Annotated in this window: 20 protein-coding genes; 9 read left to right on the forward strand and 11 right to left on the reverse strand. The window is 72.0% G+C overall.

Going from position 1 to position 20,991, the window contains the following annotated elements; translation table 11 throughout:
* Positions 1–195 precede the first annotated feature (195 nt).
* The 3 genes from MUY14_RS24385 to galE all read left to right on the forward strand — a co-directional run bounded on the left by MUY14_RS24385 (position 196) and on the right by galE (position 3,182).
* Positions 196–912, forward strand: coding sequence for a metal-dependent transcriptional regulator (locus tag MUY14_RS24385; RefSeq protein ID WP_281506176.1), 717 nt, complete (start codon positions 196–198; stop codon positions 910–912).
* Positions 909–2,093 carry a galactokinase gene (gene galK / locus MUY14_RS24390; protein ID WP_247012178.1) on the forward strand — a complete coding sequence of 395 codons (1,185 nt, stop codon included), beginning with the start codon at positions 909–911 and terminating at the stop codon, positions 2,091–2,093. Before MUY14_RS24385 ends, galK begins: the two co-directional genes overlap by 4 nt.
* A 99-nt stretch (positions 2,094–2,192) precedes the next feature.
* Positions 2,193–3,182, forward strand: coding sequence for a UDP-glucose 4-epimerase GalE (gene galE / locus MUY14_RS24395; protein ID WP_247012180.1), 990 nt, complete (start codon positions 2,193–2,195; stop codon positions 3,180–3,182).
* Between the two features lie 67 nt (positions 3,183–3,249).
* On the opposite strand, the gene MUY14_RS24400 is transcribed toward galE, so the two are convergent.
* Complete coding sequence (locus MUY14_RS24400; protein ID WP_247012182.1) at positions 3,250–4,272, reverse strand: DUF4192 domain-containing protein; 1,023 nt, start codon at positions 4,270–4,272, stop codon at positions 3,250–3,252.
* A gap of 158 nt (positions 4,273–4,430) precedes the next feature.
* Positions 4,431–5,285 carry a M23 family metallopeptidase gene (locus MUY14_RS24405; protein ID WP_247012184.1) on the reverse strand — a complete coding sequence of 285 codons (855 nt, stop codon included), beginning with the start codon at positions 5,283–5,285 and terminating at the stop codon, positions 4,431–4,433.
* 94 nt (positions 5,286–5,379) lie between these two features.
* Here MUY14_RS24405 and MUY14_RS24410 point away from each other — a divergent pair, with 94 nt between their 5' ends.
* On the forward strand, positions 5,380–6,495 hold the full coding sequence (locus MUY14_RS24410) for a sensor histidine kinase (protein ID WP_247012186.1): 1,116 nt from the start codon (positions 5,380–5,382) through the stop codon (positions 6,493–6,495).
* Positions 6,492–7,133, forward strand: coding sequence for a response regulator transcription factor (locus tag MUY14_RS24415; protein ID WP_247025223.1), 642 nt, complete (start codon positions 6,492–6,494; stop codon positions 7,131–7,133). Before MUY14_RS24410 ends, MUY14_RS24415 begins: the two co-directional genes overlap by 4 nt.
* Before the next feature lies 1 nt (position 7,134).
* Here MUY14_RS24415 and MUY14_RS24420 read toward each other — a convergent pair whose 3' ends face one another.
* From MUY14_RS24420 to MUY14_RS24430, 3 genes are read right to left on the reverse strand one after another with little or no spacing between them, the layout of a single operon-like run.
* Positions 7,135–8,532: an FAD-binding oxidoreductase gene (locus MUY14_RS24420; protein WP_247012188.1), complete on the reverse strand. Its 1,398-nt coding sequence runs from the start codon at positions 8,530–8,532 to the stop codon at positions 7,135–7,137.
* Between the two features lie 49 nt (positions 8,533–8,581).
* On the reverse strand, positions 8,582–9,244 hold the full coding sequence (locus MUY14_RS24425; RefSeq protein WP_247012190.1) for a YdcF family protein: 663 nt from the start codon (positions 9,242–9,244) through the stop codon (positions 8,582–8,584).
* Positions 9,244–11,043 carry a Xaa-Pro dipeptidyl-peptidase gene (locus MUY14_RS24430; protein WP_247012191.1) on the reverse strand — a complete coding sequence of 600 codons (1,800 nt, stop codon included), beginning with the start codon at positions 11,041–11,043 and terminating at the stop codon, positions 9,244–9,246. Before MUY14_RS24430 ends, MUY14_RS24425 begins: the two co-directional genes overlap by 1 nt.
* A gap of 84 nt (positions 11,044–11,127) precedes the next feature.
* Here MUY14_RS24430 and MUY14_RS24435 point away from each other — a divergent pair, with 84 nt between their 5' ends.
* Together MUY14_RS24435 and MUY14_RS24440 are read left to right on the forward strand one after the other, a co-directional pair.
* Positions 11,128–12,684 carry a DUF4139 domain-containing protein gene (locus MUY14_RS24435; RefSeq protein ID WP_247012193.1) on the forward strand — a complete coding sequence of 519 codons (1,557 nt, stop codon included), beginning with the start codon at positions 11,128–11,130 and terminating at the stop codon, positions 12,682–12,684.
* Positions 12,681–13,883: a Shedu anti-phage system protein SduA domain-containing protein gene (locus MUY14_RS24440; RefSeq protein ID WP_247012195.1), complete on the forward strand. Its 1,203-nt coding sequence runs from the start codon at positions 12,681–12,683 to the stop codon at positions 13,881–13,883. The genes MUY14_RS24435 and MUY14_RS24440 overlap by 4 nt, the downstream gene beginning before the upstream one ends.
* 37 nt (positions 13,884–13,920) lie before the next feature.
* Here the strand turns inward: MUY14_RS24440 and MUY14_RS24445 are convergent, their stop codons facing one another.
* From MUY14_RS24445 to MUY14_RS24455, 3 genes are all read right to left on the reverse strand, one after another.
* A complete protein-coding gene (locus MUY14_RS24445; RefSeq protein ID WP_247012197.1) occupies positions 13,921–14,352 on the reverse strand; it encodes a CBS domain-containing protein in 432 nt (143 codons plus the stop codon).
* 102 nt (positions 14,353–14,454) lie between these two features.
* Complete coding sequence (locus tag MUY14_RS24450) at positions 14,455–14,901, reverse strand: hypothetical protein (protein ID WP_086857934.1); 447 nt, start codon at positions 14,899–14,901, stop codon at positions 14,455–14,457.
* Positions 14,898–16,307 (reverse strand): PLP-dependent aminotransferase family protein, encoded by a 1,410-nt coding sequence (locus MUY14_RS24455; RefSeq protein WP_247012199.1) that lies wholly within the window; start codon positions 16,305–16,307, stop codon positions 14,898–14,900. Before MUY14_RS24455 ends, MUY14_RS24450 begins: the two co-directional genes overlap by 4 nt.
* Before the next feature lie 83 nt (positions 16,308–16,390).
* Between MUY14_RS24455 and MUY14_RS24460 the strand changes: the two genes are divergently transcribed.
* Positions 16,391–16,963 (forward strand): TIGR03086 family metal-binding protein, encoded by a 573-nt coding sequence (locus MUY14_RS24460; protein WP_247012202.1) that lies wholly within the window; start codon positions 16,391–16,393, stop codon positions 16,961–16,963.
* On the opposite strand, the gene MUY14_RS24465 is transcribed toward MUY14_RS24460, so the two are convergent.
* Positions 16,956–17,933, reverse strand: coding sequence for a neutral zinc metallopeptidase (locus MUY14_RS24465; RefSeq protein ID WP_247012203.1), 978 nt, complete (start codon positions 17,931–17,933; stop codon positions 16,956–16,958). The genes MUY14_RS24460 and MUY14_RS24465 overlap by 8 nt on opposite strands.
* Before the next feature lie 112 nt (positions 17,934–18,045).
* Here MUY14_RS24465 and MUY14_RS24470 point away from each other — a divergent pair, with 112 nt between their 5' ends.
* Complete coding sequence (locus MUY14_RS24470; RefSeq protein ID WP_247012205.1) at positions 18,046–20,058, forward strand: prolyl oligopeptidase family protein; 2,013 nt, start codon at positions 18,046–18,048, stop codon at positions 20,056–20,058.
* On the opposite strand, the gene MUY14_RS24475 is transcribed toward MUY14_RS24470, so the two are convergent.
* Positions 20,048–20,362, reverse strand: a complete 315-nt coding sequence (locus MUY14_RS24475; protein WP_247012207.1) for a multidrug efflux SMR transporter — start codon at positions 20,360–20,362, stop codon at positions 20,048–20,050. The two genes, MUY14_RS24470 and MUY14_RS24475, sit on opposite strands and share 11 nt — an antisense overlap.
* Entirely contained in the window at positions 20,362–20,973 is a 612-nt protein-coding gene (locus tag MUY14_RS24480; protein WP_247012209.1) for an FMN-dependent NADH-azoreductase, read from the reverse strand. The genes MUY14_RS24475 and MUY14_RS24480 overlap by 1 nt, the downstream gene beginning before the upstream one ends.
* Positions 20,974–20,991: the final 18 nt, after the last annotated feature.

Consider the following 20,991-nt stretch of genomic DNA (forward strand, 5'->3'; position numbering starts at 1 on the left):
CCCGGCGCCCGGCCGCGCCGGGGTGCGGACATCTCCCCCAACCGGCGGGGTGGTGCCGATCCGGCCGGAAGCAGTCGGACACGGCCCGCCATCGATCCGCGCGAGCCGACGGTTTCCGCCATGACCGCGTCGGATCGGTAACCGACGGCACCGTATCCACCAGGCCCGCCGCCGCTGTCGGTGCCAACGACTACGATGAGCGACGCGGACGAAGGGGACAGCGTGAACGATCTCATCGACACCACCGAGATGTACTTGCGTACGATCTACGAGCTCGAAGAAGAGGGAGTCGTTCCGCTGCGCGCCCGCATCGCCGAGCGCTTGCAGCAGAGCGGCCCGACCGTCAGCCAGACCGTCGCCCGGATGGAGCGCGACGGGCTGGTCGTGGTCGCCGACGACCGGCACCTCCAGCTGACCGACCACGGCCGTGAACTGGCCATCGCCGTCATGCGCAAGCACCGCCTGGCCGAGCGCCTCCTCGTCGACGTGATCGGGCTCGAGTGGGAGCACGTGCACAACGAGGCGTGCCGGTGGGAGCACGTGATGAGCGAAGCCGTCGAGCGCAAGCTGGTCAAGCTGCTCGACCACCCGACCACCTCCCCCTACGGCAACCCGATCCCGGGCCTGGACAAGCTGGGCGACGGCGACCCCGCGCCGCCCGCGGAGGCCGACCTGGTCCGGCTCGACGAGTTCGCCCGCACCGGCGGCGGCCGCGTCGAGATCCGGCGCATCGCCGAGCACGTCCAGCTGGACGAGTCGCTGATGACCGAGCTCAAGTCCGTCGGCATCGTGCCGGGCGGCACGGTCACCATCGGCAAGACCAACGGCGGCACCATCGAGGTCACCGGCGGGGACACCACCGCCCAGGTCGCGACGTCCGCGCTGCACGCCGTCCTGGCCCAGGCCAGGTGAGCCCCGCTTCGGAGGCCGTGGCGGCGTTCCGCACGGTCCACGGCACCGTACCCACGGGCGTCTGGTCGGCGCCCGGCCGGGTCAACCTGATCGGCGAGCACACCGACTACAACGACGGCTTCGTGCTGCCGTTCGCGCTGCCGCACCGGCTGGCCGCGGCCGCGTCACCCCGGGAAGACGGCGTCCTGTCCGTGGCCACCCTCGGCGACGACGGCCAGATCCAGCGCTCGGGCGAGCTCAAGATCGCCGACCTGGCGCCGGGCACGGTCGACGGGTGGGCCGCGTACCCGGCCGGCGTCGCCTGGGTGCTGCGCGACCAGGGCTTCGCCGCCGGCGCCGACCTGGTCATCGCCGGGGACGTACCGTCCGGGGCGGGGCTGTCCTCCTCCCACGCGCTCGAGTGCGCGGTGTCGCTGGCGTTGCTGGGCCTGGCCGGCCTGGAGCTCGACGGCACCGGTGACGGCATCCCGACGCGGCCCCAGGTCGCGCGCTGGGTCCAGCGTTCGGAAAACGACTTCGTCGGCGCGCCGACCGGCCTGCTCGACCAGACGGCGTCCCTCTGCTGCACCGAGTCGCACGTGCTGTTCCTCGACGTGCGCTCGGGCGAGCAGGAGCAGGTGCCGTTCGGCCTGGCCGAGGCCGGGCTGCAGGTGCTGATCATCGACACCCGCACCAAGCACTCGCACGCCGAAGGCGGCTACGGCGAGCGCCGGCGCGGCACCGAGCGGGCGGCCGGGCTGCTTAGGGTCAAGGCGCTGCGCGACGTCACCGTCGAGGGCCTCGCCGAGGCGCTCGACCGGCTGCCCGACGACCTCGTGCCGCTGGTGCGCCACGTCGTCACCGAAAACCAGCGCGTGCTCGAGACCGTCGAGCTGCTGCGCGCCGGCCGGCTGGCCGAGATCGGGCCGTACCTGGACGCCTCGCACGTCAGCATGCGCGACGACTACCGGATCTCCACGGCCGAGCTGGACCTCGCGGTCGACTCGGCGCGGGAAGCCGGCGCCCTCGGCTCGCGGATGACCGGCGGCGGCTTCGGCGGTTCGGCGATCGCGCTGGTCCGCGACGCCGACCTGGACCGGGTCAAGGCGGCCGTCGAAACGGCGTACGAGAAGGCCGGCTACCGGCGCCCGCGCATGTTCACCGCGGTGCCCTCCCGGGGCGCCGGCCGCGACGAGGTCTGAGGCCGCGCGGGTCCGTCCGGGGCAACCCCCGGACGGACCCGCGCGTCGCCGAGGGGGAAGACTGAAGCGCATCATCACCCTCGGCAGAAAGGCCTGGACGTGTCGGAGCAGAGCAACGCCCTGAAGCTGGTCGTGACGGGCGGAGCGGGGTACGTCGGCAGTGTCTGCGCGGCCCGGCTGGTCGAGGCCGGGCACCAGGTCACCGTGGTCGACGACCTGTCCACCGGGCACGCCGACGCGGTCCACCCGGACGCGCGGTTCATCGAGGGCGACGCCGCCGAGGTGGCGGGCAGCCTGCTGCGCGAGGGCTTCGACGGCGTGCTGCACTTCGCGGCGAAGTCGCTGGTCGGCGAGTCGATGGCGGAGCCGGCGAAGTACTGGGAAGGCAACGTCGTCACGTCGCTGCGGCTGCTCGAGGCCATGCAGGAGCACGGCACGCCCCGGCTGGTGTTCTCCTCGACCGCGGCGACCTACGGCGAGCCGGAGCAGTCGCCGATCCCGGAGTCGGCGCCGACCCGGCCGACCAACACCTACGGCGCCACGAAGCTCGCCATCGACGCCGCGATCACCAGCTTCGCCACCGCGCACGGTCTGGCCGCGGTGAGCCTGCGCTACTTCAACGTCGCCGGCGCGTACGGCGCCTTCGGTGAGCGCCACGCCACGGAAACCCATCTCATCCCCCTCGTCCTGCAGGTCGCCACCGGCGACCGTGAGCACATCTCGATCTTCGGCGACGACTACCCGACGCCGGACCACACCGCGGTGCGCGACTACATCCACGTCGTCGACCTCGCGGACGCGCACCTGCTGGCGCTGAAGCACGCGACCGCCGGCGAGCACCGCATCTACAACCTGGGCAACGGCACCGGGTTCTCCGTCCTCGAGGTGATCGAGGCCTGCCGCGAGGTCACCGGCCACGCGGTGCCGGCCGTGGTGGCCCCGCGCCGCGCGGGCGACCCTTCGGTGCTCGTGGCGGCCAGCGACCGGGCCCGGGAAGAACTCGGGTGGAAGCCGGAACGGATCGAGCTGACCGGGATCGTGCGCGACGCCTGGGAGTTCACCCAGGCCCGGCGCGCCGCACAGGGCTGAGCCGGCCACTGTCCTTTCGCGACAGTCACGCCTCACCCGGGTCGGCTCGGTTCGGCGTCCGGCATGATCAGCCCGAAGCCGGCCGTTCCCCCGGGTCGGCGTGCTCTGCCAGGCCCAGCAGCTGTTCCGGGGGCATGCCGCGGCTCAGGACCCGCAGCAGCAGGTCCGCCAGGACGTGGCCAGGGTCCGCTTCCAGCGCGTTCTCCAGGGCCATGCCCGCGAAGGTGCCGTCGCCGCGCAGGTAGGCCGTGTAACCCAGGAGTGCCGCCGGTTGCGCGCGTTCCGGGGCCGGGAGCTCGCGGACCAGCGTGAGCCACAGGCGCTCCGCTTCCCGCGCCGCCGAGCTCTCGGGCGGCACGGCCATGCCGAGGCACTCGTCGCGGATCTCCGGGATCGTCAGTGCGTTCGCCAGCAGGACGGCTTCCTCGTCGCTCGGCGGTCCTTCGCCCCGGCGCAGGCGGCCGAACGCGGCCCGGATCTCCGACGCCGCGTCGAAGCCGCCGGGCTCGGGCAGCCGGGCCAGCAGCTCCGCGCGGCGGGCGATCGTCTCCGGGCACCGCGGGTCGAGCAGCGCCGCCATCTCGGCGCGGCTGTCGAACACCACCTGGCCGCGCTCGGTGGCGGCGGCCGCGACCACCGTCGCGCGGGGGTCCGGGAGCCGGCCGCCGCAGAGCTCGTCCTCCTCGTAACAGGCCCACCGTGCGTTCGTGGTGATGCCCGTCGTCCACATCGCGTGCAGGATCGGGAGGCCGTACTCGCCCAGCGCTTTCGCCAGGTGCTTGACGAGACCCGCGTGCGGCGGCGGGCTGCCGGATCTTCGCCGACCACCGACGATCGCCACGGTCACGCCGGTGTGGCAGCCCGCCGCGAGCAGCGGTGCGAGCGCCTGGGCTTGGCGGGCGCGGTCTTCCCGGCGCGGGATGCCGGCGCGCAGGATCAGGCCGGCGCGATCGCCCTCGGGGGCGCGGTGGCCGAGCAGGACGACGGACCTCGCGGGGCGGAAGCCGATCAGGTACGGGAGCGCGGCCAGCAGCAGCGCGGGGTCTCGGAGGTCGACCGGCAACCGGCCGGCCGTGGTGGCGGTGGTCATGCCTCCACCGTGGAGCAGGACGGGGCCGCTCGGGGCGCCGGCGGCAAATCTGTGGATGGCCGGGGCCGATGTGGACGGATCGGGCCCGAGGACGGCCGGACGGACCGTTCCTGTCGGTGGGGCGGGCTATGCTGCCCGGCCCCACCGACCGGCACGGGTCATCCGCAGTGCTCGAAGCCGCTTTCGTAGGTGTTGCTGCCGACCGAACCGCCCCACTTCACGCAGGTGGAGCCGGCCGTCTTCTTCACCGGCCCCGCGTAGTAGGTGAAGCTGCCGGAGTCGGTCGTCCGGGCCGAGCCCTGGACCTCGAGGAACGCCGAGACCGGGCTGGCCGTGCCGAGCGACGTCGCCTTCAGCGTCGTCACGCAGTTCGCCTTGGTGGAGGCGTTGTACAGCAGGTACGCCGTGCCCGAGGAGTTCGCCAGACCCTGCTTGTCGATGACCGAAAAGCCCGAGCCGCAGACCTCTTCGGCGGAGTACGGGTTGCCGCCGCAGCCGTTCTTGCTCGTGAAGTCGGTGTGCCCGTAGTACGGCACGGCGACGCCGTTCAGCTTCGCCTTCTGCACCACGCCGTCGAGCCGCTCTTCGAAGTGCAGGTGCGGCCCGGTGACCCCGCCGGTCGCGCCCGCCTTGCCGATCTCCTTGCCGCCGGCGACCGACTGCCCGACCGAGACCTCCTGGGCCGACAGGTGCGCGTACCGGGTCCGCCAGCCGCCGCCGTGGTCCAGCTCGATCCACTTGCCGTAGCTGGTGCTGCCCTCGTCCGCCACGCGCGTCACCGTGCCGCCGACCGACGCGAGCACCGGCATGCCGGTGATGCCCGACTTCTGGAAGTCGACGGAGTACGCCGGGCTGTGGCCGCTGAACGTCGCGGCGGTCACGGTGACCCCGCACTTGAACGGCACCTGGAAGTTCGGCGCGGCCGAGGCGGTCGCCTGGCCGGCGAGGGTGAGGCCGAGCGCGGGCAGCGCCGCGGCGGCGGCGAGCACGGCGAGCCGTCGCAACCTGGACATGGGGGAACCTCCTGACGAACGGGACGTTTGACCGCACCAAGGGAAGCCCGCGTCGGTACATTTTCCGTACAAGCACCCGCGGAGGACACCCGGCATGACGCCCCGACGAGTCACGTTCCCGTCGGCGCAGGGCTGGCTGCGCTGGGCACTCATCGCGGTGCCGATGGTCACCGCGATGCCCCGCGCGGACGCACTCGCCTGGGTGCTGATCGGGATCACCCTCGCCTTGTCGATCCCGATGCCGTGGGTCCAGGACCTCGGCGCCCGGACGCCGTCGGCGGTCCTCGCGCTCGCCGTGATCGCGTCCGCGGGCGCGCTCTGGGTGGTCCTGCCGGGCAGCTGGGCGTCGGTCGCGTTGTTCGGTACGACGTTCTTCGTGGTGCTGCGGCAGGCCCCGGTGCCGATCGTGCTGGCGGTCGTGCTGAACGCCGGGCTGATCACCACGGTCTGGGTGCTCCGCCAGGACCAATGGGAAAGCGCCCTGTCGACGTACGCGGTCCTCGCCGTGATCGTGCTGATGGGGCTGAACCGGCGCACCCGGCTGGCCCGCATCGAGCAGACCGAGCTGGCACTGGCCCGCGCGCAGACGGCCAACGAGGAGCACGCCCGCGCGGCCGCGCTGGCCGAACGCGCCCGCATCGCCCGCGAGCTGCACGACGTCCTCGCGCACTCGCTGGCCGGGCTCTCGCTCAACCTGCAGGGTGCGCGGCTGATGCTGGTGCGCGACGGGGCCAGCCCGGACGCCGTCGCGCAGCTCGAACGGGCCCAGCAGCTGGCGGCGGACGGGCTCGCCGAAGCGCGGCAGGCCGTGGCCGCGCTGCGCGAGGACGCCGTGCCGGTGGAACGCGCGATCGCGGACCTGCTGGCCGCGTACCGGCTGGACAGCGGGGCGCGCGCGGACCTCGAGGTCAGCGGTGAGCCGCGTGAGCTCGACCCGGCGGTCGGCGCCGCGCTGGTGCGCGCGGTGCAGGAGGCGCTGGCCAACACCCGCAAGCACGCCGCGTACGCCGACGTCGAGGTCAAGCTGGACTACGTGGCCGGTTCGGTGCGGCTGACGGTGGCCGACCGGCAGGGCAGGCGGCCGCCGGCCGCGCCCGCGGCAGGCTACGGTTTGCGCGGGATGAGCGAACGGGTCGCGCTGCTCGACGGGCACGTCGAGAGCGGGCCGGGGGAGGACGGATGGCGGATTCACCTGACGGTGCCGGCGTGACGCTGCGCGTCGTGCTGGCCGACGACCAGGCCGTGGTCCGGGAAGGCCTGGTCACGCTGCTCGGGCTGCTGCCCGGCGTCGAGGTGGTCGGCGCCGCCGCCGACGGGCTCGCCGCGCTCGACCTGGTCGCCGAGCACCACCCCGACGTCGTGCTGGTCGACCTGCGGATGCCGCGCTGCGACGGGGTGGAAACCACCGAACGGATCCGCGCCGAGCACCCCGGGACCGAGGTCGTCGTGCTCACCACGTACGCCGACGACGAGTCACTGCTGGCCGCGTTGCGCGCCGGCGCCCGCGGGTTCCTCACCAAGGACGCCGACGCCGAGGCCATCGCCAGGGCCCTGCGTTCGGCGGCCGCCGGGCAGTCCACAGTGGACGGCGAGCTGCAGCGGCGGCTCGTCGAAGCCGCCACTCGCGGTGCACCCCAGCGCGTCAAGGCGGTCGAAGGCCTGACCGCGCGCGAGATCGAGGTGCTGCGGCTGATCGCGGCCGGGCTGTCGAACACCGAGATCGCGCGCACCCTGGTGGTGAGCGAAGCGACCGTGAAGACCCACGTGAACCACTTGTTCGCCAAGGCGGGCCTGCGCGACCGCGCGCAGGCCGTCGCCTTCGCCTACCGGGCCGGGATCGCCGGCTGACTCACGTCGCGGGCGGGATGTTCGCGTTGTGGTGGAACACGTTGCGCGGGTCGTACCGCGCCTTGATCCGGGCGAGCCGCGCGTACTTCGCCGGCCCGTACGACGTCCGGACGCGGTCCTCTTCGTACTCGGCCATGAAGTTGACGTAGCCGGCCGGGTTGGACGAGTGCGGTACGAGCGCCGCCCAGAACTCGCGCACCCATGCGCGGTCCACGGCGAATGGCCCCGGTTCGGCCGCGAGCGAGTCGATGTTGATCAGGATGCTTTCCCGGCGCGGGCCACCGAAGGCGGTCGCGTCGGCGGCGACCTCGGTGAACGCCCCGCGCATCGAGAAGATCGGCATGATCGACATCGGCGACGCCTTGCGCGGCAGGAAGTCCGCGATCACCTCGATGACCTCCTCGGTGAACCCCTCGGCGTAGGCGGCCTTTTCGTAGCCGAGGATGCCCCACGGCGCGGCGTCGTCGAGCATCCGCTGCAGCTCGACGTACGGGATCGGCGAGACGAACTCGAACAGCGGCGCCGGCCCCGACCGCGCCGCCCGGATCGCCTCGGCGTGCTGCTCCTCCCCCGCGAACCCGGCGATCAGCAAGGCGTAGCCGGGGCGGAAGTGGTGGGCCTCGGGGACGAACGGCGCGGGTGGCGCGTTGAGCCCGGCGACTAGCGCGCCCATTTCCCCGGGCAGCGTTTCGAGCACCGCCCGGGCCTGCCGCAGTGCGGCGGTGCCGTCCTCGAGACCCCAGAAGAACAGGCCCAGGTGGACGATCGGGCCCACCGGGTGCAGCCGGAACTCGAACTCGGTGACGACGCCGAAGTTGCCGCCGCCCCCGCGCAGCGCCCAGAACAGGTCCGGGTGCTCGTCGGCGGACGCGCGCAAGACCTCGCCGTCGGCCGTGACGACTTCGGCCGAGAGCAGGTTGTCGCAGGAGAGCCCGTGCTTGCCGGTGAGCCAGCCGAAACCGCCGCCGAGGGTGAGGCCGCCGACACCGGTGTGGCTGATCGTGCCGCCGGGCACCGCGAGCGCGTGCTCCTGCGTCGCGGCGTCGAGCTGCGCCCACGTCGCCCCGCCGCCGACGCGGGCGGTCCGGGCGGCCGGGTCGACGGTGATCGCGTCGAGCGAGCTCAGGTCGAGGCAGAGGCCGCCGTCCACGACCGCGGCTCCCCCGTAGTTGTGCCCGCCGCCGCGCACCGAGACGTCGAGCGCCGCTTCGCCCGCGTACGCGAGCGCCGCCGCCACGTCCGCGGCCCCGGCGGGGCGCACCACGACCGCGGGCCGACGGTCGATCTCGCCGTTCCAGACCGAACGGGCGACGTCGTAGCCGGGTTCACCGTCGGTGAGCACCGTGCCGGACAGGCGGGCGCGCAAGCTCTCCAGGATGGGGTCGGCGGTCGAGGTCATGGCGGCTCCTCTCGCAGGTGCCCTTGAGTCGCCTGACCTGCGATGATCGTTACATTGAGTGATCACCGGGGCGGCGGAGGAGGCGCTGGGTGAACCCGGCTTCGGCCAGCCGGTCGGACGCCCGCTCGACGCCGGCCGGGACGTGCTGCGGGATCGCGAAGCCCCGCACGGCGTACTCGGTGACCCGCTGGGTCTCGCCGACGAGCATGCTGACCACGCGCTCGACGTCCTCTTCCCCGCTCACGTGGTCCTCGAACGAAGCCGCCTTCGACGCGCACACGAAGTCGACGCCCGGCCAGAGCCGCTTCGCCGTCGCGTAGGCCCGGCGCTGCTGGTACGGCCGCGTCACCAGCGTCACGGACCGGATTTCCCGCCCGGCCAGCAGCCGGCGGGTGAACGCGATGTTGTCGCCGGTGTTGCGGGCCTCGGGCTCCACCAGGATCACGTCGTCCGGGACGCCGAGTTCCCGCGCGATGTCGCGGTAGTGCACCGCTTCCCCGCGCGGGAAGCGCTCGATCGTCGTCGGCGCGTTCGCCCCGGTGAACACGACCAGCGGGAACCGGCCGGCGTGGAACAGCTCCGCCGTGTGCACGGCGACGCCGGGGTCCCGGCTGCCGAGCCCGACGCCGACGTCGGAGCGGCGCGGCTCGTGCCGCAGGTCGTGGTACGCCCACAGCGTCGCGACGTCGGCGCGGAGGTGCTCCGGCAGCATCAGCCGAACGCGGCTCGCAGCGCCGGCTTGCCGCCCGTCACCGGGAGCGTCACCGACGTCCTCGTCAGGTCGAGCGCCAGCCCCGCGCCCGGCTTCGGCCGCAGCGTGTAGTCGTGGTCGCTGGAGGCGAGCAGGAACTCGAGCCGGTGGCCGGCGGCGAGGACGTAGTCCTTCGGCATCAGCTCGACGCCGATCCGGTAGGTCTGCCCGGGCGTGATCGGCTCGGTGCGGGAAGGCGACGTGCGGTTCTGCGGGTCGGTCCAGCCGCGGCTGATCACGTGCGACGTGCCGTCGGGGGCGCGGTCGAGCAGGATCGCGGAGACGTTCGCCGCGGTCCGGTCGAAGGCCAGCGCGAGGTCGGCGCGGGCGGTGCCGGAGAGCCGTACGGACTGCTTCGCCGCCGAAGTCGCGTACAGCAGGCGGTTCCCGGACGAAGCCGCGCCGGCCAGCTGCTCGATCGTCTTCGAGGAGTCGTCGGCGAGGATTTCGACGGCCGCCTTGCCCGGCACCGGGTTGCGCGTGTCGATGGCGCCCTTCGACCGGCCGCCCGGCCACGGGTAGACGCGGACGTCGGCGGTGCCCGGCGCCGGCCAGTCGGCTTCGTCGGTCCACGAGAGGTCTTCGCGCTGGATGGTCGCCTTCGGCTCGTCCTGGATGCCGTTGCCGACGCCGTAGAGGTAGTGCGACATCCACTTGTTGAGCGTGGCGAGCCAGACGTCGCGCCGCAGCGAGTACGGGTCGGCGTGGCCGGACTGGTGCAGCCAGATCTTGTGCTCGACGCCGTGCGCCTTGAGCGCTTCGTACCACTCGGCGACCTGGTCGGTCTTGACGTTCCAGTCGTTGAGGCCGTGCACCGCGAGCACCGACGCGTGCACCTTCGCGACGTCGTTGCGGTAGTTGCGGACGTCCCAGAACGGCGTGTAGTCGCCGGTCAGGCGGTCCTGGTCGCGGGTCAGCGCGTCGATCACCGGGCGGCAGACCTGCCGGTCGGCGCGGGTGTGGACGTACTCGGCGAGCACGTCGGCGTCCTCGCCCTGGTAGCCGCCGGCCGCCACGACGGCGCCGTCGTTGCGGTAGTACTGGTACCAGCTGGAGATCGCGGCGATCGGGACGATCGTCTCCAGGCCTTCGACACCGGTGCTCGCGACGGCGTTGGGCAGCGTCCCGTTGTAGGACACGCCCATCATGCCGGTCTTGCCGGTGCTCCAGTCGGCCTTCGCCGCGGCGCCGTTCGCGTCCTTCGCGGCGGTGCGGCCGTTGAGCCAGTCGACGACCGAGCGCGCGCCGATCGTCTCGTTGACGTCGCCGGTGGTCGGGCAGCCGGTCGAGAGGCCGCTGCCGAGCGATTCGCCGTAGACGACGGCGAAGCCGCGCGCGGTGAAGTAGTCCTGGTAGCGCCAGGTGATCGGGGTGGCGGGGCCGACCCCGTGCGCGGCGACGCGCGGGCCTTCCGGACCGCGGGCGTACCCCGGCGCGTACAGCTCGACGTCGACGTTGTGGTTCGCGACGTCGTTGCCGCCGGCGTAGTACGGGCTGGCCTGGTAGACGACGGGGACCTTCATCCCCTGCTGCGTGGCGCGCGGCCGGACGACCTGGGCGTGCACGAGGTCGTCGGCGCCGTCGTGGTCGCTGTCGACCGGCGCGGTGACCCAGACGTCTTCGCGCACGACGTCGGCCGGGTTGAACACCGGTTGCGCCTGGCCGCCGGAGAACACCGGCGCGGGTGGATCGGCGGCTTCCGCGGCGACCGCGGTCAGCGGCAGTGCGAGGACGGCGGCGAGCACGACTGCGGCTTTCACACAAACCCCCAAGCCGGGCGAAGCGGACGAGGTCCGACACTTCCGTCCCGGCCTCCGGGGTGTCAAGAGACTAACGTCGGAGGCATGCCGACCGTGGAAGCTCCGATCGCCGCCGTGACCGTCCACCCGCAGCAGGCCCGCATCACCCGCCGGGGGAAAGCGCCGCTGGACGGCGGGCCGCGCCTGACGTTCGCGGGCCTGCCCCTGGCCCTCGACCCGGCTTCGGTGCGCGTCACCGGCACGGGCCCGGCGCTGATCACCGGGGTGGACGTGCGGACCGAGCGGCACGCGTCGCCGGCCGACGCGGCGTTGCGCGCGCTCGTCGAGCAGCGGCGCGCGGACCAGGCGACGCTCGACGGCGTCGTGGACGACGAAGCGGCCGAAGCGATGAAGGTGGATCTGCTGACTTCGCTGGCGAAGCGGAGCGGAGGCAGCTTCGCGAAGGCGCTGGCGGCCGGGACGGCGGAGCCCGCGCGGGTGGGCGAGGTGACGGACGCGCTGAGCTCGCGGCTGGCCGCGGCGCTGAAGTCCCGGCGGGTGCTGTCGGATCGGATCACCCGCCTGCGCGAGGACCTCGCGGCGTTGGACCGGCGGATCGGCGAGCACAGCGCACAGTCCGAAGAGGACAGTACTTCGGTGGTGGTGGAGCTGGAGATCTCGGATCCGGCCGGATCGGCGGAGCTGGAACTGTCCTATGTGGTCCCCGGGGCGAGCTGGGAGCCGGGGTACGACATCCGGGTGCGCGGGACCGGCGTGACCGTGGTGTCGTACGGGCTGGTCAGCCAGTACACGGGCGAGGACTGGCCGGAGTGCGAACTCGCTTTGTCGACCGCGCGGCCCGCGGTTTCGGTGGTGGTACCGGAGCTTTCGCCGTGGTACCTGGATCGGGTGCACCCGGCTCCGGCGGCTCCGGCGGCGGCGTACGGGGGTTCGGGCGGCGGGATTCCGGAAGGCGCGCGGATGGCCCGGTTCGCGATGGCTGCTCCCGCGATGGCACCGAAGCTGGCTTCGGTCGAGCAGGGGACGACGGCGGTGACGTACCGGCCTTCGCGTCCGGTGGCGGTGCCTTCGGGGGCCCAGGGGCACCGGACGACGTTAGCTTCGCTTTCGCTCACGGCCGTTTTGGGTTACGTGACCGCGCCGGTGCTGGCGGAGGAGGCTTATCTGCGGGCTGTGGTGGTCAATTCCTCTTCGCTTGCCCTGCGGCCCGGACGGGCTTCGGTGTTTCACGAGGCGGAGTTCGTGGGGACGACTGTGCTGGAACCGTGGGCTCCCGGGGAGGAGCTGGAATTGGCGCTGGGGGTCGACGACCGGATCCGGGTCGAACGGGAACTGGTGCGGCGTTCCGCGTCGAAGGCGGTCATGGGCGGGCAGAAGCGGCGTGAGGTGGAGTACCGGATTTCGGTGGGGAACCACGGGCCTCGGGAGGCCGTGGTGACGGTGCTGGACCAGGCACCGGTTTCCCGGGACGACGCGGTGACGGTGAAGGACGTGAAGACTTCGCCGGAGCCGGTGGAGACTTCGGCGCTGGGTGAGTTCACGTGGAAGCTGACGCTGGCGGCTGGGGAGACCGGTGAGGTGAAGCTGGCTTACCGGGTGGATGTGGCGAAGGGGGTGGAGTTGTCGGGGTGGCGGGAATGAACGTCCGAGTCGACTACGCACTCGAAAGGCAGATCGAGCAGACCGAACAACAAGCTCGGGGCGAAGACGTCAAAGCCGCGATTGCGGCCGCGCTGGGCTACCTGCGAAGTGGCAAACGAGGCAATCGACGCGGCGGGCAAAGACTGGTTCATCTGCTGGAAGTCGCTCGCCTTCGCGCAACAGAGGACGACGAGTGGCAGGTCGTCCGCCTTCTACAGGACGCATTGGACTACTGCGAAGGCCGGTCGTCCAAGCCGGAGTTCGAAGAACGCTTCCTCCTCTTCCAGGACGGTGCGCGCAAGAAGAGCAATCTGAACTTGTTCCGGGGCGTCATGCGGGCGACCTCCCAGTACGTGGAAGGATGCGGACGCGAAATCCTGGAAGGCCGGCCGGATATCACCGCGGACGAACTCCTCCGCGAACTCGTCTCCTTGGCCGCCGACGGTGCATTCGCCGAAGCTCCCGATGACCGGCCGGGCCGTTACCGGGTCGTCCGAGGGCGGGCCGAAATGGCGCTCTGGCTCGAGCAGGTGTTCCGCAACCGGATCGATGTCGAAGATCCGGCCGAAGCCGCACGGGCAGTGGCGACCTCGCCGGATGCCCTGGCCGTGCTCGCGGACGAGGATCACGCGCAGATGATTCTCCGTGCCGCGGAATTGAAGCGGCAAGCCGCCGGTCTCGACGAACTGCGCAGGATCGCCGAGGACCCCGCTGCCTCCGAAGCAGACTTGCACCTCCTCTTGCGGCAAAACATCTGGATCTTCGGCGGCCGATTCCTCGGCGAAGCCGCTGAACGCCGCCTGACCGCGGGCAACGAACTCGATATTCCCCTGATCAGGGCGGACGGTGCGCTTCATGTCGTCGAGCTGAAGCGTTCGATGCAAGTGCGTGCACTGGTGAAGCGCCACCGCAATGCGTGGGTTCCGACCGCGGAAGTACACGACGCCGTCGGTCAGGCGATCAACTACCTCGTGTCCCTCGACGAGGAACGGCACGAAATCCGGCGGAGGTTCGGGATCGAGACTCGTCGTGCCGACGCGCTGGTGCTGATCGGACACCCGAAGGTGCAGCCGGATGTCTCCGAAGAAGACATCAACGACACGCTGCGGACGCTGAACTCACACACCAACCGGGTCGAGGTTCTCACCTACAAAGACCTGATCGACAGCGCCGAGCGAGCACTGCTGGGCATGAAGTGAGCCGGCTCGCCCGCACGGGGCGAGCCGGACACCGACGTCAGCCCTGGGCGATGTAGTTCTGTAGCTGTTCCTGGCTCTGCTCCAGCTGCTCCATCCGGTTCTTCACCACGTCCCCGATGGACACGATCCCCGCCAGGTGGCCGTCCGCCAGGACCGGTACGTGGCGGATGCGGCGCTCCGTCATCAGGACCGACAGCTGGTCCACCGAGTCGTCCGGGGAGCAGCTCGCCACCAGCTTCGTCATGATCTCCGAAACCTGGCCGTCCAGCAGAGCCGGGCCTCGCTCGTTCAGGCGGCGGACCACGTCGCGCTCCGAGACGATGCCCGCGATCGAGCCGTCGGGGGCGACGACCACCATCGCGCCGACGTTGTGTTCGGCCAGGGCGGTCAGCAGTGTGGTCACCGTGGTTTCCGGGGTGACCGTCGCGACCGCGGTCCCCTTCGTGCGCAGCAGATCCGCAATCCGCATGGCGATCCTTCCCGTCGGTGAGCTGGATCACCACAGGGTAGGTGCCACCGGCACCGGGCGAAAGTCCGGCAAACGGGGCGTGTTCGTGGTATTCGAACCGATTCAGCCGAGGCGTTCGGCCAGGCCGTCCAGTGCCGAGCGGATTCCGGCCGCGTAATCGTCGTCGCAGAGGGCGTCGAGGCGGGCCCGGGCCAGGGCCAGCTGCTCGCGGGCGGCCGCGAGGTCACCCAGTTTGCGGTAGTCCTCGCCCAGGTTGAGGTGCAGCGACGGGTAGAACCCGCGCACCGCCAGGGACGCGTGGTACTCCTGGGCCCGCGAGTCGGTCAGGGAATCCGCCGCCGCCAGTGCGCGCAGGTCCCACTCGAGCTCTTCGGCCGGGTCGTCGCAGACGTCGGCCATGTGGTGCGCCAGTGCGACGCGGTGCAGCGGGTCGCCGTCCGGGCCGATCGAGTCCCACAACGCCGTGAACGTCGCGTACGCGCCCGCGCGGTCGCCGCCGATGTGCTGACGCAGACCGGCGTCGATCGCCACCATCACGTCGTCGGTCATGCCGCTCCCCCGTCCGCCAGTGCCCGCAGCCGGGCCAGTCCCGGCTCGATCCGCTCGGCCGCGACCGCACCGTAACCGAACACCAGCCCGTGCCGCCGCTCCCCCACCCCGAAGTCCCCCAACGAGTACAGCCGTACGCCGTGCCGCCGGGCCGCGCGGACCAGCGGACCGCAATCCGACGGCGCCACCGCGCTCAGGTGCAGGCCCGCCGACGACGGCAACGGCGTCAGGAAGTCCGCGAACGAAGCCAGCGACCGGGACAGCAGCTCGTGCCGCTCCCGGTACACCTTCCGCATCCGCCGGACGTGCCGGGCGAAGCCGCCTTCGGCCATGAACGCCGCCAGCGCCGCCTGTTCGACGTTCGGCGCGTGCCAGTCGGTCAGGTACCGGGCCTTGACCAACGCGGGCACGAGCGACGGCGGCGCGATGAGGAAACCCAGCCGCAGCGCGGGCGAAAGCACCTTCGAGAACGAGCCGACGTACACGACCCGGCCGCGGGAATCGAGGCTGTGCAACGGTTCCAGCGGCCGCCCGGTGTAGCGGAACTCGGTGTCGTAGTCGTCCTCGACGAGCACCGCGTCGTTCCGCTCGGCCCAGTCGAGCAGCTCGAGCCGCCGGTCCAGCGACATCGACAGCCCCAGCGGGTACTGGTGCGACGGCGTCACGTACACCAGCCGCGTCCCGGCCGGGATCGCGCCGACGACTATGCCGGACGCGTCCACCGGCACCGGCGCGACCCGGATCCCCCGCGCGGCGAGCACCAGCCGCGGCGGCGGGTAACCGGGGTCCTCGACGGCGGCGAGGTCACCGGTGCGCAGCAGCACGCGCGCGACCAGGTCGGTCGTCTGCTGCGCGCCCGCGGTCACGACGACCTGCGCCGCGCTCGCCCGTACGTCCCGCGACACCGCCACGTGCCGCGCGATCTCGGTGCGCAGCGACGCCAGCCCCTGCGGGTCGCCGTAGGTCATCAGGTCAGCTTGCCCGGCGCGCAGCCGCTGCGTGACCAGGCGGCGCCAGGTGTCGAACGGGAACCGGGTCAGGTCGGGGACGCCGGGCCGGAAGTCGAACTCCGGCGCCGGGGCGAACGGCGCCGGGGGCGGCGGAACGGCGTCCCACTCCGGCAGCGGCCGTACGCCGGACACCGGTGAGGGCTCCGGGCGCGCCGACGCGGACGCCGTGACGAACGTGCCGGCGCCGACGCGGCCGGCCAGGAAGCCCTCGGCGGTGAGCCGGTCGTAGGCCGCGCTGACCGTCGTCCGGGAGACCGCCAGCCGCTGAGCGAGCTCACGAGTCGGCGGCAGCGCCTCCCCCGGCCGGATCCGGCCGGCCAGGATCGCCGCGCGGAGCTGCCGGTAGATCGCGTCGCGGTGCCCGCGCGTGCCGGTCAGGTCGATGTGGATCTCCACCGGCGCCAGTCTAGATTGGCCCACCACAAGTGCCATGGATTTGGCACTGTCCGTGGTCCGCTGGCCCGCCTAGCGTGCGAGGCATGGATCTCCGCGAACTCGACCGCCGCGCCCTGCTCGTCCTCGACAAGATCGTCGCGACCGTGACGCCCGCCGACCTCGCCCGCGCCACGCCGTGCGCGGGCTGGACGCTGGCCGACCTGCTCCGCCACCAGGTCAGCGAGAACCACGCCTTCGCGACGGCCGCCCGCGAGGGCTCGGCGCCGGACTGGGATGCCGGCGAGCTCGGCGACGACGCCCAAGGCGCGTACGCGGCCTCCGTCGACGACTTCCTCGACGCCTTCGCCGACGACGCCGTGCTGGAGCGGCAGCTCACCATCAACCACTTCGGCACGTTCCCCGGCCCGGTCGCCGCCCACATGCACCTGGTCGACACCGTCGCGCACGGCTGGGACCTGGCCCGCACGCTCGGCCTGCCCTACGAGCCGGACGCCGAAGCCGTACACCTCGCCCTCGAGCTGGCCGAGCGGATCCCCGACGAAGGCCGCGAGAAGAACAACTCGTTCGCCCACAGCGTCGAGGTTCCCGCCGGCGCGAGCGAGCTCGACCGGTTCCTGGCCCTGCTCGGCCGCGATCCCGCGTGGGCGGTCAGCTGACCTCGGCGACCGGGGCGCTCCAGGTGTCGCACGCCTTCGTCGTCTTGCCGTCGTAACCCGCCTTCGCCCAGGAGAGCTGGTGCTTGCGGGAGCCGTGGGTGTCGCTGTCGTCGGCCCGGCCGTAGTCGGCGACGGCGGCGTTCGCCAGCGAGCGGCTGAGCGAGCCGGTACCGGCGACGGCCGCCAGGAAGAGCGCGCCGAAGCAGTTGGCCTGCAGCTCGATCCGGCGCACGACCTCCTTGTCGGCCGCGCTGTCCTCGTTCGGCGACGTCATCTTGTCCGCCGCCGCCGACAGGATGCCGCTCTCGCGCTGCACGTGGTGGCCGTACTCGTGGGCGATCGTCGCGATGTGCCGGGCCTTGTTGAGCCCGGCGTCCGAGAGCATCCAGTCGGTCGGCGCGTAGATCGTGGTGTCGCCGCCGCAGTAGTAGGCGACGGCTTCGTTCTCCGTCGGCGCGTCGCCGCACGCGCTGTGCTCGGGCAGCTTCACCGAGACCGTGACGATCAGCCTCGGCTCGTTCGCCTTCTCCAGGGCCGGGCGCCAGGACTCCGCCAGGCAGTCGGCAAGCCTGCCGTAGTACGCCTCGAGCTGGTCGGCGGACCGGCCGAGGTCAGGCAGCGCGCACGTCGCCGGCCCGGGCGTGATGCCGTCGGACAGCAGCGGGTTGCGGGCCAACTCCGGCACGGACTTCACCGTCGAGCCGGTGCCGCCGAAGGCCCGGCCGGTGCCGGCGCCCTGCGCGGCGAAGGCACGCCCGTCCACGCGCCGCGGGATGGTGGCCGCGACCAGGGAGATCGTCAGCACGACGATCAGGACCCCGGCGACGGCGCCCCAGAGCCGGTTGGGTGGCGGGGCGATGGGGACGGGCGGCGCGGCGGCCCAGTTCGGGGCCCACGGATTCGGCTCGGGCGCCCACGCGGGCTCGGCCGGCGGGGCCGTCCCCGGCGGTGACGGCTCGGCGTCGTTCACGATCTCCCCCTGCTCGGTGGCACCAGCATACGGACCACCCGGGAGGCGGGGATCACGAAACGAAAACGCCACCCGGTGGCCACCAGGCCCGCCCTCGGGCAAGACTGGGGGCATGAGTGTCGAGGACCCGTACCTGTGGCTGGAAGACGTGACCGGCGACGACGCGCTGGACTGGGTGCGCGCCCGCAACGGTGAGGCGCTGGCCGAGCTGACCACCGGAGCGCGTTTCGCCGAAGTGCGCGACGAGCTGCGCGAAGTGCTCGACGCCGACGACCGGATCCCGTACGTGCGCCGCCGCGGCGAGCTGCTCTACAACTTCTGGCAGGACGCGAGCCACCCGCGTGGCCTGTGGCGGCGGACGACGCTGGAGTCCTACCGGCGGGCCGAGTCCGAGTGGGAGCTGCTGCTCGACGTCGACGCGCTCGCCGAAGCCGAGGGCGAGAACTGGGTCTGGCAGGGCGCCACCGTGCTGCGCCCGGGCTACCGGCGCGGCCTGGTCGAGCTGTCCCGCGGCGGCGCGGACGCCACCGTCGTGCGCGAGTTCGACCTCGACGCGCACGAGTTCGTCGAGGACGGCTTCACCGTCCCCGAGGCCAAGACGCGGATCGGCTGGATCGACGAGGACCGCGTCTACCTGGGAACGGACTTCGGCCCGGGCACGCTGACCAGCTCCGGCTACCCGCGGCTGGCGAAGGAGTGGCGGCGCGGCACGCCGCTCGAAGCCGCGACCCTGGTCTACGAGGGCAAGCCCGACGACGTCTCGATCGGCGCGTCCCACGACCCGACCGAGGGCTTCGAACGCGACTTCGTCAGCCGCGCGATCGACTTCTACCGCTCAGAGCTGTACCTGCGGACGGACGGCGCGCTCGTCAAGATCGACGTGCCCGACGACGCGAGCGCGTCCGTGCACCGCGAATGGCTGCTGGTCCGGCCGCGCACGGCGTGGACGGTCGAGGGCACCGAGCACCCGGCCGGCTCGCTGATCGGCATCCGCTTCGCCGACTTCATGGCCGGTGACCGCACCTTCGCCACGCTGTTCACGCCGGACGAGCACACGTCGCTCGACTACTGGGCCTGGACGCGCAACCACCTGCTGCTGGGCACGCTGCGCGACGTCCGCACCGAGCTGCGCACGCTCACCCCGGGCCCGGACGGCTGGACCGAGGAGCCCCTTTCCGGCGGGCCCGAGTTCGGCAGCGCGGACATCTTCGACACCGATCCCGACGTCAGCGACGAGTACCTGATCAACTCCAGCGGCTTCCTGCAGCCGTCGACGCTGAGCTACGGCCACGTCGGCGAAGAGGTCGAAGTGCTGAAGCAGGCTCCGGAGTTCTTCGACGCTTCGGGCATGGGCGTGGCTCAGTACTTCGCGACGTCGGAGGACGGCACGAAGATCCCGTACTTCGTCGTCCGGCCGTCCGGCGCCGAGGGTGGCCCGACGCTGCTGACCGGTTACGGCGGCTTCGAGGTTTCGCTGACGCCGTCCTACAGCGGGATGATCGGCCGCGGCTGGCTTTCGCGCGGCGGCACGTACGTCGTCGCGAACATCCGCGGCGGCGGCGAGTACGGGCCCGGCTGGCACACGCAGGCGATCAAGGCCGAGCGCCACCGCGTCTACGAGGACTTCGCCGCGGTGGCCGCGGACCTGGTCGAGCGCGGCATCACGACGCCGGCGAAGCTCGGCATCCAGGGCGGCAGCAACGGCGGGCTGCTGATGGGCGTGATGCTGACGCGCTACCCGGAGCGGTTCGGCGCGATCGTCAGCCAGGTGCCGCTGCTCGACATGCGCCGCTACCACCTGCTGCTGGCCGGCGCGTCCTGGATGGCCGAGTACGGCGACCCGGACGAGGCCGCGGAATGGGAGTACATCGCGCAGTACTCGCCGTACCAGAACGTCCACAGTGGACGTTCGTACCCGCCTTCGCTGTTCGTGACGTCGACGCGCGACGACCGCGTGCACCCCGCCCACGCCCGCAAGATGGTGGCGCGGATGCGTGAGCAGGGGCACGACGTCCGGTATCACGAAAACATCGAAGGCGGCCACGGTGCCGCGGCGGACAACGAGCAGCTGGCGTTCAAGTGGGCGCTGGTGTTCGAGTTCCTGTGGGAGCAGCTCACGAAGTGACGCGCGCGAGCACGACGCCGCCGACGACGAGGGCCAGCGCGGCCACCCGGCCGACGCTCAGCGGATCCTTGTTGACGACGACGCCGAGCGCGATCGCCCCGACGGCACCGATCCCGGTGAACACGGCGTAGGCCGTGCCCACCGGGACGGTGTCCATCGCACGCGAGAGCAGGTAGACGGCGGCCGCGCCGAGCACGAAGCACAGCAGCGTCGGCCACGGCCGGGTGAAGTTCTCCGTCGGTTTGATGCTCTGCGACCAGGCGATCTCGACGAACCCGGCGAAGACGAGCGTCACCCAGCCCATCAGAGCGCCCTGAACGCGGCTTCGCGCGAAGCGACGCGCTCGTCTTCACGCGCGGCCAGGTGCGGGTCGACCAGGGCGTTGGTGAGCTCGGCGTGCACGAAGCGGACGTCGTCGACGTCGTAGTGTCCGGCGATGAAGTCGCGCAGGTAGCGCTCGTGGTGGTCGAAGGGGGCTCGCGGGGTGCCGGGCGCGTAGGTTCCGCCGCGGGCGCCGGCGATGACGAACGCTTTGCCCCTGAGGGACATCCGCGGGAACGTCACCTGGTCGATCCAGGTCTTGAGGGCGGCCGGGATGGCGAAGTTGTACATCGGCGCGCCGATCAGGACGACGTCGGCTTCGAGCAGTTCGGCCAGGAGCGGCTCGACGACAGCCCAGGCGCGCTTTTGTGCGGGTGTTTCGACGACCTCGGCGTAGCGCGCGGGGTCGGTGATCCCCTTCGTGAGCAGGGCGTCGCAGATTTCGGTCCAGGCCTCGCCGATCACCGGCACGGGGTCGGCGGCGAGGTCACGGTAGGTGCGGGTGCCGTCCCAGGCTCGGGCGTAGTGAGCGGACAGCTCGCGGGAGAACGACCGGCGGCGGGCGCTGGAGTCGAGATGCAGCAGGTGGGTCACGGTTCCTCCTCAAGTGGA

The organism is Amycolatopsis sp. FBCC-B4732 (genome assembly GCF_023008405.1).
Classification (GTDB): Bacteria; Actinomycetota; Actinomycetes; order Mycobacteriales; family Pseudonocardiaceae; genus Amycolatopsis; species Amycolatopsis pretoriensis_A.